Annotated in this window: 11 protein-coding genes; 8 read left to right on the forward strand and 3 right to left on the reverse strand. The window is 66.0% G+C overall.

All coding sequences use genetic code 11. The features are described 5' to 3' along the window. Nucleotides 1-125 precede the first annotated feature (125 nt). The 3 genes from VX037_RS00865 (at nucleotide 126) to ahcY (ending at nucleotide 3,404) form a co-directional block, all read left to right on the forward strand. The gene (locus VX037_RS00865; protein WP_235725022.1) at nucleotides 126-1,685 is read left to right on the forward strand and encodes a sodium-dependent transporter; all 1,560 of its coding nucleotides are present in this window, start codon (nucleotides 126-128) and stop codon (nucleotides 1,683-1,685) included. Next, nucleotides 1,682-1,864, forward strand: coding sequence for a methionine/alanine import family NSS transporter small subunit (locus VX037_RS00870; protein WP_235725023.1), 183 nt, complete (start codon nucleotides 1,682-1,684; stop codon nucleotides 1,862-1,864). The genes VX037_RS00865 and VX037_RS00870 overlap by 4 nt, the downstream gene beginning before the upstream one ends. Nucleotides 1,865-1,931: 67 nt before the next feature. After that, the gene (ahcY, locus tag VX037_RS00875; RefSeq protein WP_235725024.1) at nucleotides 1,932-3,404 is read left to right on the forward strand and encodes an adenosylhomocysteinase; all 1,473 of its coding nucleotides are present in this window, start codon (nucleotides 1,932-1,934) and stop codon (nucleotides 3,402-3,404) included. Between the two features lie 170 nt (nucleotides 3,405-3,574). Here ahcY and VX037_RS00880 read toward each other — a convergent pair whose 3' ends face one another. Both VX037_RS00880 and VX037_RS00885 read right to left on the reverse strand, forming a co-directional pair. Continuing rightward, a complete protein-coding gene (locus VX037_RS00880; protein ID WP_287016824.1) occupies nucleotides 3,575-4,246 on the reverse strand; it encodes an Rv0361 family membrane protein in 672 nt (223 codons plus the stop codon). Nucleotides 4,247-4,313: 67 nt separating this feature from the next. Then, on the reverse strand, nucleotides 4,314-4,949 hold the full coding sequence (locus VX037_RS00885) for a dTMP kinase (RefSeq protein ID WP_266061557.1): 636 nt from the start codon (nucleotides 4,947-4,949) through the stop codon (nucleotides 4,314-4,316). Nucleotides 4,950-5,108: 159 nt separating this feature from the next. On the opposite strand from VX037_RS00885, the gene mtrA reads away from it, so the two are divergent. From mtrA to lpqB, 3 genes are read left to right on the forward strand one after another with little or no spacing between them, the layout of a single operon-like run. Beyond that, on the forward strand, nucleotides 5,109-5,786 hold the full coding sequence (mtrA, locus tag VX037_RS00890) for an MtrAB system response regulator MtrA (RefSeq protein WP_004023513.1): 678 nt from the start codon (nucleotides 5,109-5,111) through the stop codon (nucleotides 5,784-5,786). After that, complete coding sequence (gene mtrB, locus VX037_RS00895; protein ID WP_308191720.1) at nucleotides 5,783-7,609, forward strand: MtrAB system histidine kinase MtrB; 1,827 nt, start codon at nucleotides 5,783-5,785, stop codon at nucleotides 7,607-7,609. Before mtrA ends, mtrB begins: the two co-directional genes overlap by 4 nt. After that, complete coding sequence (lpqB, locus tag VX037_RS00900; protein ID WP_442903619.1) at nucleotides 7,596-9,368, forward strand: MtrAB system accessory lipoprotein LpqB; 1,773 nt, start codon at nucleotides 7,596-7,598, stop codon at nucleotides 9,366-9,368. Before mtrB ends, lpqB begins: the two co-directional genes overlap by 14 nt. Before the next feature lie 39 nt (nucleotides 9,369-9,407). Here the strand turns inward: lpqB and VX037_RS00905 are convergent, their stop codons facing one another. After that, complete coding sequence (locus VX037_RS00905; RefSeq protein WP_235725028.1) at nucleotides 9,408-10,109, reverse strand: ComF family protein; 702 nt, start codon at nucleotides 10,107-10,109, stop codon at nucleotides 9,408-9,410. A 457-nt stretch (nucleotides 10,110-10,566) separates the two neighbouring features. Here VX037_RS00905 and hpf point away from each other — a divergent pair, with 457 nt between their 5' ends. Both hpf and secA read left to right on the forward strand, forming a co-directional pair. Further along, the gene (gene hpf, locus VX037_RS00910; RefSeq protein WP_328712900.1) at nucleotides 10,567-11,370 is read left to right on the forward strand and encodes a ribosome hibernation-promoting factor, HPF/YfiA family; all 804 of its coding nucleotides are present in this window, start codon (nucleotides 10,567-10,569) and stop codon (nucleotides 11,368-11,370) included. A gap of 124 nt (nucleotides 11,371-11,494) precedes the next feature. Beyond that, nucleotides 11,495-14,341: a preprotein translocase subunit SecA gene (gene secA, locus VX037_RS00915; protein ID WP_328712902.1), complete on the forward strand. Its 2,847-nt coding sequence runs from the start codon at nucleotides 11,495-11,497 to the stop codon at nucleotides 14,339-14,341. Nucleotides 14,342-14,359 lie beyond the last annotated feature (18 nt).

Genomic DNA, 14,359 nt, shown 5'->3' on the forward strand with positions numbered 1-14,359 from the left:
GGCCCTCCTCGCTGTGTCTGTCGGGCTCGGCGGCGCACCGTCATCGGCTGACGCGCGAGGTCGAATGACGCCCGCAGACCCCACCGGTGCGATAGCGTCGGGCAGAACCGACGAGGGAGGGAACTGTGGCCAACCCCGACGCTGGCACCGCGAATCGTGAGACGTGGACCAGGAACTCCGGCTTCATCCTGGCCGCGATCGGATCTGCGGTCGGACTCGGCAACATCTGGAGATTCCCCGGCGTTGCCTACGAAAGCGGTGGCGGAGCGTTCATCGTTCCGTATCTGTGCGCACTGCTCACCGCCGGCATTCCGATCCTGTTCCTGGACTACGCAATCGGCCATCGATATCGCGCGGTTGCGCCGCTGGCGTTCCGTCGCATCCGGCGTCACGCCGAGGCGATCGGCTGGTTCCAGACCGGACTGCTGTTCGTGATCGGCGTGTACTACGCCGCGGTGATCGCCTGGGCGATGAGCTACTTCGTCTACTCGTTCGACCTGCGCTGGGGTGAAGACACACAGACGTTCTTCCTCTCCGACTACCTCCAGGTGGGTGACCCGGAGATCTCCACGACGGTCGTCGGCAACGTCGCGCTGCCGCTGGTGATCGTGTGGTTGGCCATCCTGGCCGTGCTGTGCCTGGGTGTGGCCCGAGGTGTGGAGAAGATCAACATGGTCTTCATCCCGCTGTTGTTCGTCGGATTCGCCGGACTCGTCGTGCGCGCCGTCACCCTGCCCGGCGCGGCTGACGGCCTCAACGCGCTGTTCAGTCCGGATTGGTCGGCCCTGTCGGATCTCGACGTCTGGATCGCCGCATACAGCCAGATCTTCTTCTCTCTGTCGATCGCGTTCGGCATCATGATCGCCTACTCGTCGTTCCAGCGCCGCAAGGCGAATATGACGAGTTCGGGCCTGGTGGTGGCGTTCGCGAACTCCTCGTTCGAGATCCTCGCCGGCATCGGCGTCTTCGGTGCACTGGGCTTCTTGGCCTACCAGCAGCAGACTGCGATCTCGGACCTGGAGGGCCTGACCGGCCCGATCCTGTCGTTCGTCACCTTCCCCGCGGTGATCTCGGAGATGCCGGGCGCCAGCTTCTGGGGGGCGTTGTTTTTCGGTTCGCTCGTTGTCGCCGGCTTCACCTCCCTGATCTCGTTGCTGATCGGCGTCTCGAGTTCGCTTCAGGAGAAGTTCGGGCTGTCACGCGTGGTGGCCGCAGTGATCACCGCCGGCGTGAGCGGCGTGATCTCGATCGGCCTGTTCTCCACCACCTCCGGACTGATCGCACTCGACACCGTCGATCAGTTCGCGAACAACATCGGTGTGGTGTCCTCGGCGATCATCATGACGGTCTTCACGGTGTGGCTGGCGCGCGACGCGGATCTGTTGCGTCGACATCTCAACGCGGTGTCGACATTCCAGCTGGGACGCTGGTGGATTGCGTTGATCGGCGTCGTCGGGCCGGTCTTCCTCACCGTGATGTTGGTGCAGAAGATCATCTCGATCATCAACGACGGTTACGAGGGCTACCCGCAGTGGTATCTGGGAGTGTTCGGATGGGGCACGATCGCGCTGCTCGTCGTCGGTGCGGTGGCCTTGACCCTGCCGTCGTGGCGGGGCCGCGACTATCCTGGATTCCAACCGTGGCCCCCACTGGACACCAAGCCGGAGAAGGAGGCGGTTCGATGAGCGCCGGTGCCATCATCATGATGATCATCGCGATGGTGATCGTGTGGGGCGGGCTTGCGGCCAGCATCGTGAATCTCCGGCTGCGGCCGGAGAAGACGGACAGCCCGTTCGAGGACCCCGATCTCGTCGCCGACGACATCGCACGCGAGCATCTGCCGCATCCCACCCGCGACACCTAGCCCCGCGTCCCGGTCGGATAGCCTTGCCAGAGACAAGGCAGACGACAAGGTAGACGAAGGGGACGAGATGACCACGGTGGCGGACTCCGCACCTGCGGCAGACAGTCGCAACGGGATCGACTTCAAGGTGGCCGACCTGTCACTTGCGGATTTCGGCCGCAAAGAGATCGAACTCGCCGAGCACGAGATGCCCGGTCTGATGTCGCTGCGCCGCGAATACGCGGATGTGCTGCCGCTCAAGGGGGCTCGCATCTCCGGTTCGCTGCACATGACGGTGCAGACGGCGGTTCTGATCGAGACGCTGGCCTCGCTGGGCGCAGAGGTTCGCTGGGCTTCCTGCAACATCTTCTCCACCCAGGACCACGCGGCCGCCGCGGTCGTGGTCGGTCCGCACGGCACGCCACAGGAGCCCAAGGGTGTTCCGGTGTTCGCGTGGAAAGGGGAGACCCTCGCCGAGTACTGGTGGGCCGCCGAGCAGATGCTGACCTGGCCCGACCAGCCGGCCAACATGATCCTCGACGATGGTGGCGACGCCACCATGCTGGTGCTGCGCGGTGCCGAGTTCGAGAAGGCAGGTGTGGTCCCGCCCGCCGAGGACGACCATCCCGCTGAGTACAAGGTCTTCCTGGAACTGCTGCGGTCCCGCTTCGAGACCGACAAGACCAAGTGGACGACCATCGCCGACTCGGTGCAGGGTGTCACCGAGGAGACCACGACGGGTGTGTTGCGGCTGTATCAGTTCGCCGCCGCCGGCGAGCTGACCTTCCCGGCCATCAATGTCAACGACTCGGTCACCAAGAGCAAGTTCGACAACAAATACGGCACTCGGCACTCGCTGATCGACGGCATCAACCGCGGAACCGATGTGCTCATCGGTGGCAAGAAGGTGTTGATCTGCGGCTACGGTGACGTCGGTAAGGGTTGCGCGGAATCGCTTGCCGGACAGGGAGCGCGGGTCCAGGTCACCGAGATCGACCCCATCAACGCCCTGCAGGCGCTGATGGACGGTTTCGACGTGGTGACCGTCGAGCAGGCAATCGCCGACGCGGACATCGTCATCACATCGACCGGCAACCTGGGGATCATCACCCTGGCGCACATGCGGCAGATGAAGAACCAGGCAATTCTCGGCAACATCGGTCACTTCGACAACGAGATCGACATGGCCGGCCTCGAGAACTCCGGTGCCAAGCGGATCAACGTCAAGCCGCAGGTGGATCAGTGGATCTTCGAGAGCGGCAAGTCGATCATCGTGTTGTCCGAGGGGCGTCTGCTCAATCTCGGCAACGCGACCGGCCATCCGTCGTTCGTGATGAGCAACAGCTTCTCCAACCAGGTGATCGCGCAGATCGAGCTGTGGACCAAGCAGGACGAGTACGACAACGAGGTCTACCGCCTGCCCAAGCATCTCGACGAGAAGGTCGCACGTATCCACGTCGAGGCGCTCGGTGGCACGATGACCAAGCTCACCAAGGAGCAGGCCGAGTACATCAACGTCGACGTCGAAGGCCCGTACAAGCCGGAGCACTACCGCTACTGACCCACCCCGCACCCAACCTCGTCACTCGCCCCACGGCGGTCGACAGAACCCCGAAAATCGCCGAGAGAACCCACCGCGATCGACAGTCGCGACACGGTCACCGACCGTGGGTTTCTCTCGGCGATTTTCGGGGTTCTGTCGACGTGAAAGTGGGTTCCGTCGGCGGGACCCTACGTGCCGATGTCGAGTTGGGTGCCGGGGCAGACGTACCAGGTGCCGTCTTCGCGGGCGAAGCTCTCGTCGTTGCGTTTGGTCATCGAGCGTTGGTTGCCGAGCTCGACGTGTGTGGACACCGTCGAGGCGGCCGCATCCCCGGTGACCGTGATATCGGTCAACTCTTCGAGGACCACGTTTCCGGTGATGTCGAGGGGCGTGGTCACCTGCGGACGCAACGCGCTACACACCGAGGCCCGGATACGGGCGACGTCGCGTGAGTTGACCGCGTCGACGAACATCTGCATGGCCGAGCGGATGGCGCCGGCATCGGCTGCGTTCGCGGTTTCCTCGGTCGGGACCCCTTGTGTGATGGGGTGATCGCGGCCGGCGGAGCTGTTGTCGGTCTCGGTGGCGACGGTCAGCACGACCGCTGCGGCCATGATGACGACGATAGTCACGACCCCGAGCACCGCGCCGACGATCATCCCGGCGCGCGGGCCGCGGGGCGGTGGGGGAGGATACGGCGGCCGATACCCAGGCGCCCAGCCGTGCTGCGGAGTGGGCGGATACCCGCCGAACTGCCCTGCGCCCGGCCCGTGGGTGGGCGGCGGCCACGGCGCGGGACCGTACGGAGGGTGCTGTGCGGGCGGAAACGGCTGCGGGCCATCCGGCGGCTGTTGGGTCATGCGCCCTCCTTCCCGCGGCGGGGTGGAACTCCCAGGCTATCGAAATCGTCGTCGGCGGGCATTGCGCTCAGTCGTCCAGTAGACGTCGCGCGAGTTCGGCCGGATCGCCGTCCGCGGTCGACAACCACGGTGACATCCACATCGACTGGGCCAGTTGCCGATACACGTGATCCACGCGAAGTTGCAGGTCGGTGTCCCGCTCGTAGAGATCGCGGGGACGGGTGGCGTCGGTCGCGGCTCGACGAGCCGCTCGGTCGAGGGCTACCTCGGGCGCCACGCCGAGGAGTACATGGTGGTCGGGGACCGGCAGTCGAAATCGGTGGAACTCGACCTCGCGGACCCATTCGACCATCTCGCCGTCTGCGTCCTGGCTCAGCCGTGCGGCGTTGTAGGCGGCATTGGACGCCACGTACCGGTCGAGGAGCACGATGTCGTGTGCGGCGACGGCTGCGCGGATCTCGTCGGCCGCGTCGGCACGATCGAGGGCGAACATGAGTGCCATCGCGTAGACACTCTCGCGCAGGTCGCCGTGTTGGCCGTGCAGCGCCTCGGCGGCGAGATCTGCGGTCACAGACTCTCCGTAGCGCGGAAACGTCACGGTCCAGACCCGGAGTCCGTCTCTGCGCCATCGGTCGACGAGTTCGGTGACCAAGGTGTTCTTGCCGGCGCCGTCGAGTCCCTCGACGGCAATGAGTTGACCCACGAGCGCGATGGTAACGGCCGCGGGTGGGTCGACCCGCCGAGGCGCGGCGGTGCGTCGTGCAGGAGTGTGGCGCCGGAGTGTCCCGGAGGGATGGGTGGACCGGTGCGGTTCGGCGCGTCATCTCCGCGGTTGGGTCACGAAAGTGTCACCATTGAGAGCATGAAGCCTCGCATCCTCGTCGTCGACGACGACGCCGCACTCGCTGAGATGCTCACCATCGTGCTGCGCGGCGAGGGTTTCGAGCCGTTTGTCGTCGGTGACGGGACGCAGGCCTTGACCGCGGTTCGGGAGATCCGGCCCGACTTGGTGTTGCTCGACCTCATGTTGCCGGGGATGAACGGAATCGACGTGTGCCGGGTACTGCGCGCCGATTCGGGTGTACCCATCGTCATGCTGACGGCGAAATCTGACACCGTCGACGTGGTGCTCGGGTTGGAATCCGGCGCAGACGACTACATGGTGAAGCCGTTCAAGCCGAAGGAACTCGTCGCGCGGGTGCGCGCCCGGCTGCGCCGTACCGACGAGGAGCCGGCCGAGCTGTTGTCCATCGGTCCTGTCGAGATCGACGTCCCCGCGCACAAGGTCACCCGGGATGGGGTACCGATCTCGCTGACCCCGCTGGAGTTCGATCTGTTGGTGGCACTCGCACGTAAGCCGCGTCAGGTGTTCACCCGTGACGTCCTGCTGGAGCAGGTGTGGGGTTACCGCCATCCCGCGGACACTAGACTCGTGAACGTGCATGTCCAGCGTCTCCGAGCCAAGGTCGAGACCGACCCGGAAAATCCTGAGGTCGTGTTGACGGTGAGGGGGGTCGGCTACAAGGCCGGCCCGCCGTGATCGGCCGTCCTCGACGTCGCGTCAACAGCACCTTCGGGCGGGTCACCCGCGTCGCGAGCAGCGTCGGTCGTGCCTTCGGCAGGATCTGGCGGCGATCGCTCCAGCTGCGCGTGGTGGTCTCGACGTTGGTGCTGTCGTTCGTTGTGATCGTCATCCTGGTGTTCGTGCTGATCAGTCAGATCACCGACCGGCTCCTCGATGTGAAACTCGCTGCGGCGACCGAAGAGGTCGAGCGCGCCCGGATCTCCGTGGAACGGGATCTGACCAGCAGCGATGGCAACATGTCGGTGCAGAATCGGCTGCGCCAGACACGATCGCTGCTCACCGACCGTGACGTCGACACCAGCGACAGCTCCGGAACGGTGGGCACTTTCGACACGGTGCTGCTGGTGCCGGGTACCGAGGACGACGGGAGCGACAGCGGCGTCGGACCGATCTCGGAGATCCCCGACAACCTGCGAGACATGGTCGAAGGTGGGCAGGTCGCCTACCAATACACCTCGATCTCCAATGCGTCCGGAGGGTCGGAACCCGCGCTCGTCGTCGGCACACCGACCAACGCATCGGTGCCAGGTCTCGAGCTCTACCTCGTGTTCCCGTTGACCAGCGAACAGAACACCGTCGATCTGGTGCGCGGCACCCTGGTCACCGGTGGCGTCGTGTTGCTTGGTCTGCTGGCCGCGATCGCCTGGCTCGTGTCGCGGCAGGTGGTGCTTCCGGTGCGCAGCGCATCGCGCATCGCCGTGCGCTTCGCCGACGGCCGGCTCAAGGAGCGGATGCCGGTTCGAGGTGAGGATGACATGGCGCGGCTGGCGATGTCGTTCAACGATATGGCCGAGAGCCTGTCGAAACAGATCACCCATCTCGAGGAGTTCGGTGGACTGCAGCGACAGTTCACCTCCGACGTCAGCCACGAACTGCGCACTCCACTGACCACGGTGCGGATGGCCAGTGACGTGCTCTACGAGGGGCGCGACGAACTCGATCCGGTGCGCAAACGATCCGTGGAGCTGCTCGACAAGGAGCTCGACCGTTTCGAGACGCTGCTCAACGAGCTGCTCGAGATCTCGCGCCACGACGCCGGTATGGCCGAACTCGCCGCCGAGCGGATGGATATGGCGATCCCCATCGACGGTGCGCTCGCGACGGTCAGCCACCTGGCAGAGGAGACCGGAACCGAGTTGGTGCTGGACCTTCCGACCGAACCGGTGATCGCCGAGATCGATCCCCGCCGCGTCGAGCGGATCCTGCGGAACCTGCTCGCCAATGCCATCGATCACGGTGAGCGCAGCCCTGTGGTGCTGACGATGCGGTCGGACGGCGACGCGGTGGCCATCACCGTGCGAGACCACGGCATCGGACTACGGCCCGGGGAGGAAAAACTCGTCTTCAACCGATTCTGGCGGTCGGACCCGTCGCGCTTCCGTCGTTCCGGCGGCACCGGGCTCGGTCTGGCGATCAGCATCGAGGACGCCCGCCTGCACCAGGGCCGGCTGGAGGCCTGGGGAGAACCCGGCAACGGAGCCAGCTTCCGGCTGACGCTGCCATTGGTGCGGGGCCACAAGGTGCTCGGCAGCCCGTTGCCGCTCAAACCGGTGGGTGGGGGGCTGGGCCGTCAGTCACCCGCGCGCACCGCGCCGAAGCCGGTCGCGGGGCCCGAGTTGGGTGCCGACGACACCCCGGCATCAGCACCGCAGAACTCGCCCGCGTCGCAGAACCCACCCGCAACGCAAAGCACATCTATGCCGCAGAACCCATCGGGGCCACACGGCCCGACCGTGCCACAGCGCAGCAACGGGGGAGGTGGCAATGGCGCCGGTTGATCACGCACCGGCCGGTGCCGGGGGCTCGGCGCATCGTGCGGTGTCGACGCTGGCGATGATGCTGGCAGTCTTGTGCGGTCTGAGTGCCTGTGGATCGATCCCCAGCAGTTCATCACCTCAACCGATCACCGCGTTCGAACGCCAGGGGCCGACCAATGCCGTGCCGGTCCCGCAGGCGGATATGGATCCGGAGTCGCTGGTGCGGGCCTTCCTCAAGGCCACCGCCGACCCGGACTCCGGACACGAGGCTGCGCGCAAGTTCCTCACCACCACCTCGTCGGAGCAGTGGGACGATCGAGGCGACATGCTGATCATCGACGAGATCAACATCTTCGTCGACCAACGCAGTGAGGACGCCGTCCGGTTGCGTCTGATCGGCGACAATGTCGGCACGCTGAAAACCGACGGGGAACTGCTGCCGGCGACAGGCCGGGTCGAGACCACACTCTCGCTGGCCCGCGTCGGCGATCAATGGCGCATCGACGGTCCGCTGCCCAACGGCACGATGCTCGACCGCAACCAGTTCGAGACCGCCTACCGCGGCGCCACGCTGTACTTCACCAACCGCAGCCTCGAACACCTCGTCGCGGACCCACGATGGTTCTACTCCGGCAAGGACACCGAGGCGACCGAACTGCTCACCCGGCTGATCGCGGGGCCGGCTGCCGACCTGGCAGACGCCGTCGACAGCGGCTTCCCCAACGGTGCCGCACTACGTGGGCCGGTCACCGCATTGAACGACGGTGGCGTGCGGGTGGAACTGACCGGTATCGGCTCCAGTTCGACCCGCGACCGTACCGCGCTGGCGGCGCAGATCATCTGGACCCTCGACGCCGCCGACATCGGCGGGCCGTACGTGATCAACGCCGACGGCGGTCCACTGATCCCCGAGCGCGCGCCCGGCTGGCAGACCACCGACGTACGCTCGTTCGACCCGACCGCGGTGCCTGCCACCGATGTCGGCCTCAACATCATCCGGTCGGGGGCATTGCTGAAGGTCACCGACTCCGGCACGGTGCCCGTCGACGGCCCGCTCGGCTCGGGCACCGCGGTGCGCTCCGCGATGATCTCCGCCGACGGCGAGACCGACGCGGCCGTGCTCGCCCGCGCCGAACGGCGATTCGACCTGGTCGTCGGGCCTTACGGTGCGAATCCGGCGGTCGTGACGAGCGGGGTCTCGATCACTCGGCCGTCGTTCGGGCAGGACGCCAACGCGGTCTGGGCGGTCGTCGACGGACAACCCGTGCAATGGATGCGCGACGAGTCCGGCGACAGTGAACGGCTCATCCCGGTGAATGCCGACGCCATCGCCACGGTGGCGCGTGGGGCGATCACCGAGTTGCAGGTGGCCCCCGACGGGGTGCGGGTGGCGCTCATCGTCGGTGGCCAGGTGGTCTTCGCGGTGGTCAGCACCAATGCCGACGGCGGGCTCTCGCTGACCAGCCCACGAATCGCGGCCTACAACATCGGTAACCGGGCGGTGTCGTTGGATTGGGCGTCGCCCACCACCCTGATGGTGGCCCGGGACACCGTCGAGTCCCCGGTCGCCCAGCTGTCGATCAACGGCACGCCCGCGGTCGGACTCCTGTCGGGCAACCTGTCGCCGCCGGTGCGTGCCGTCGTCGCCGACCAGTCCACCGTCTACGTCGGGGACACCCTTGGTGTGCTGCGCCTGGGCAGCTCAAATGGGCAGCCCGACCAGTACTGGACGGAAGTCGAACCGGCGATGGCCCCGGACGTGATCCCGGTCCTGCCATGACCCGGCCCGCCTGACACACCTCCCGGCCCAGGGAGCATGTCAGGCGCCGGCGATCACGACGACCGTGGCGAGGCGCAGGCCGTGGGTGGACAGTACCCGCGACGCCTCGGCCGCGGTGGCACCGGTGGTGAGGATGTCGTCGACGAGCACCAGAGTTCCGCCGGGCAGCGGCCGGGTCCGCGTCCGGCGCCGCATGTGGACGGCGCCGGTGAGATTGGCCACCCGTCCACGTGCATCGAGGCCTGCCGAGTCCCGCGCCCGCGAGGCCGTCACGAGCAACTCCGCCACCCGCACCCGGGGTCCGAGGCGCACAGCGGCGGCTCGGGCGATAGCGGTCACCGGATCTCCACCCCGACGTCGTGCCGACGCGGCGCGGGTGGGCGCGGGAACCAAGGTCAAGGTGTGGCGGTCCGGGATCTCACCCCACTGGGCGAGCGTCACCAGCCCCCGCGCCAAGGCATCGGCGAGCTCCTCGACCAGATCACGACGACCGTGCTCCTTGACCGCGATCAGGGCGGCCCGGTGTGGCCCGCGGTAACGCCCGAGGGCCCATGCCGGCACGCCGACCTTCACCCGGGGCTCGAGCCGCACCGGGGAGTCGGCCAGGGTCGCCGCGCACTGCGCGCACCACGCGATGCCGGGGAGATCGCACCCGCCGCAGTGTGTCGGGATCATCAGATCGACCCCGGCGCGCGCGACGTCGGCGGCATGGCCGGCCAGGCCGGGGCGCCATCGGGTCATCGGTCGAGTATGACCGGGGTCGTGGATCGTCGCGGGGCCGGCCGAGGCGGTGACGACAGATCTGGGGATGCACCGAATCGCCGGTGGACAATCGTGACACGCGTCTGTTGCCCGGAAACGTGGCCAGTAGGCGAACTTCCGGCTACGGTCGAAGGCACAACAGGTAGCCACCGCTTTTCACGAGGAGGTGAGGCCCCTGCCACTGAGTGTCAGCCGTCGGCTGGCATGGACTCGATTCCCTACCGACGACGAAGGTGTCAGCGCGACAACGAGTCTGACGTCGCTGTCCAGCCTCTCCTGCCGTGGGTTCTGCGCCCGGCGGCAGAAACGCGAGTGGTACATCCTGATCGGCGTCCTCCACCAGCGGCATCATGCCGCCTGTGCCGGTGGATCGGATCAGGTCGCGTCGTGACACTGCGGTCCTCGGGTGGGAACCACCACAAGGAGGTAGTTGTTTATGTCAACAGTCATCCACCGCAAAGGCCATCGCGAGTCGAAGGTCGGTGAACGAGCCCCCGAATCAACCCCGGACTCCAAGCAGGCCCGTCCGACCTCAGACGAGGCCTTCGATCCCAGTTTTGCCTTCGTCCGACCTGCCGGCTCCGTCGCCGCCGACGACCCCGCCGAACCCAATGCCAAGGTCGACATCAGTGGACGCAACGTCGAGATCCCAGACCATTACCGAATCTATGTGGGAGACAAGCTCGCCCGACTCGAACGTTTCGATCCGTCCATCTTCCGTTTCGACGTCGAACTGAACCACGAACGCAATCGGCGACAGTCCAAGGTCTGCCAACAGGTCGAGATCACCGCGGTGGGCAAAGGCCCCAAGGCACGCGCCCAGGCGTGTGGAGAGAATTTCTACGCCGCCCTCGAGGCCGCGCTCGACAAACTGGAATCCCGGCTCCGTCGGGTGAAGGACCGCCGTCGGGTGTCCTACGGCAACCGCCGTCCGCTGTCGGTGGCCGAGGCCACCGAGATCGGCGCGCCCCCGCTTCGTGATGGCCAGCTCACTGCCCAACCCGATGCCGGCGCCGATGCGAACGCTCAGGAGTGGGATGACGGTGTCGAGCTCCATGAGCCAGGTCAGGTCGTCCGCGTCAAGGAGCACGAGGCGGTCCCCATGTCGGTGGACGACGCGCTCTACGAAATGGAACTCGTCGGACACGACTTCTTCCTGTTCCACGACAAGGAAACCGACCGGCCGTCGGTCGTTTATCGGCGCCACGCCTTCGACTACGGTCTGATCCGTTTGGCCTGACATCGATCAGCCCGACACCGATCAGGTTGCACTAAGGCGACCTGAGTACCATGGAATCCGGTCTGTACTGCGTTGCAGGCCGGATTTCGTGTGTTGTCGACAAGAGTGAGGGACTCGATCCACGGTGCTGAACAAGCTGCTGCGCGTCGGTGAAGGCCGGATGGTCAAGCGTCTCGATGCGATCGCGTCGCACGTCGAGGCTCTCTCCGACGAGGTCGAGGCACTGACCGACGCCGAACTGCGGGCCAAGACCGACGAGTTCAAGGAGCGCATCTCCGACGGTGCCTCGCTCGACGAGTTGCTACCCGAGGCGTTCGCGGTGGCGCGTGAGGCGGCATGGCGAGTGCTCGAACAGAAGCACTTCCACGTCCAGATCATGGGCGGCGCGGCCCTGCACTACGGCAATATCGCCGAGATGAAGACCGGTGAGGGCAAGACGCTGACCTGTGTGCTGCCGGCCTACCTCAACGCGCTATCGGGCGACGGTGTGCATGTGGTCACCGTCAACGACTACCTCGCCAAGCGCGACGCCGAGTGGATGGGCCGCGTACACCGGTTCCTCGGTCTCGACACCGCGGTGATCTTGACCGGCATGAATTCCGAGCAGCGCCGCGCAGCCTATGCCGCCGACATCACCTACGGCACCAACAACGAGTTCGGCTTCGACTACCTGCGCGACAACATGGCCCACTCGCTGCCCGATCTGGTGCAGCGCGGCCACAACTACGCGATTGTCGACGAGGTCGACTCCATCCTGGTCGACGAGGCCCGTACCCCACTGATCATCTCCGGTCCCGCCGAGGGATCGAGCAAGTGGTACGTCGAGTTCGCGCGGATCGCGCCGCTGCTGGAAAAGGATGTGCACTACGAGGTCGACATCAAGAAGAAGACCATCGGCGTGCACGAGGCAGGCGTCGAGTTCGTCGAGGATCAACTCGGCATCGACAACCTGTATGAGGCGGCCAACTCCCCACTGGTCAGCTACCTGAACAATGCCATCAAGGTCAAAGAGCTCTTCCATCGCGACAAGGACTACATCGTCCGCAACGGTGACGTGCTCATCGTCGATGAGTTCACCGGCCGGGTGCTCGACGGACGGCGATTCAACGAAGGTTTGCATCAGGCGATCGAGGCCAAGGAACGCGTCGAGATCAAAGCCGAGAACCAGACGCTGGCCACGATCACCCTGCAGAACTACTTCCGCATGTACGACAAGCTCGCCGGCATGACGGGAACCGCGGAGACCGAGGCCGCCGAGTTCGATCAGATCTACAAGCTCGGCGTGCTGCCGATCCCCACCAACAAGCCGATGATCCGCAAGGATCAGGTCGATCTGATCTACAAGACCGAAGAGGCCAAGTTCGACGCCGTCGTCGACGACATCACCGAGAGCCACGAGAAGGGGCAGCCGGTCCTGATCGGTACCACCAGCGTCGAACGCTCGGAGTACCTCTCGCGCCAGCTCACCAAGCGCGGAATCCCGCACAACGTCCTCAACGCCAAGTTCCACGAGCAAGAGGCCCAGATCATCGCGGAGGCCGGCCGTACCGGTGCGGTCACCGTGGCCACCAACATGGCCGGTCGTGGCACCGACGTCGTGCTGGGCGGCAACCCGGACATCATCGCCGACACCCGGTTGCGCAAGGCCGGGCTCGACCCGGTGAACACACCCGACGAATACGAGGCCGCATGGCCCGAGGCCATCGAGGTCGCCCGGGCGGCCGCGGCCGAGGAAGCCGAGGCGGTGCGCGCGGCCGGTGGCCTGTACGTGCTGGGCACCGAACGCCACGAGTCCCGTCGTATCGACAACCAGTTGCGCGGTCGATCCGGCCGTCAAGGTGACCCAGGGGAGTCGCGCTTCTACCTCTCGCTCGGTGACGAACTCATGCGTCGCTTCAACGGCGCCGCGCTCGAGTCGATCATGAATCGCGTCAACCTGCCCGATGACGTGCCCATCGAGGCGAAGATGGTCACCAAGGCCATCCGGAGCGCGCAGACCCAGGTCGAACAGCAGAACTTCGAGGTCCGTAAGAACGTCCTCAAGTACGACGAGGTCATGAACGAGCAGCGCAAGGTGATCTACTCCGAGCGCCGCCGCATCCTCGAGGGCGAAGACCACCGTGAACAGGTCCAGACGATGATCGACGACGTCGTCGGAGCGTATGTGGAAGGCGCGACCGGCGAGGGGTACGCCGAGGATTGGGACCTCGACGAACTCTGGACGGCGTTGCGGACGCTGTACCCGATCCAGCTGGATCCCAAAGAGGTCGTCGGCGAGAACGAATTCGGCGAACGCGACGACATCAGCGCCGAGGAGCTCAAAGACGTACTCGTAGGCGACGCACGCGCCGCCTACGAGGCCCGGGAGAAGGAAATCGAGTCCATCGCCGGCGAAGGCGCGATGCGTCAGCTCGAACGCACCATTCTGCTCACCGTGCTCGACCGCAAGTGGCAGGACCACCTCTACGAGATGGACTATCTGCGCGAGGGTATCCATCTGCGGTCGATGGCCCAGCGCGATCCGGTGGTGGAGTACCAGCGCGAGGGTTTCGACATGTTCCACGGGATGCTCGACGGTCTGAAGGAAGAGGCACTGGGCTTCCTCTACAACGTCCAGGTGCAGACCGAGCAGGCCCCGCCACGAGTCCCCGCGCCGGGCGCGCAGGCGACCCTGTCGTCGCCCGAGGTCGCCGACTTCGCGGCCGCGAACGGCAGCGCTACGCAGGAGCCGGAAGCCCCCGAGAAGCAGGTCCCTCCGGCGCTACGCGCCGTCGGCGTGGAGCAGCCGGAGGTGCCGATGACATTCTCCGGTCCCTCCGAGGGTGGCGGAACCGAAGTGCACTCCGCAGAGGAGGAGCTCGACGATCCGGTGTTGGTCTCGGCGACGCGTCGCGAACGCCGCGCGGCCGCGCGAGAGAGCGTCAAGGGCGCTCGGCAGAAGCCGCCGAAGTCCAAGAAGAAGCGTCGCTGACGCTTCAGCGAGTTCTGC

Origin of the sequence: Gordonia sp. Z-3 (genome assembly GCF_036233855.1) — a bacterium.
Classification (GTDB): Bacteria; Actinomycetota; Actinomycetes; order Mycobacteriales; family Mycobacteriaceae; genus Gordonia; species Gordonia tangerina.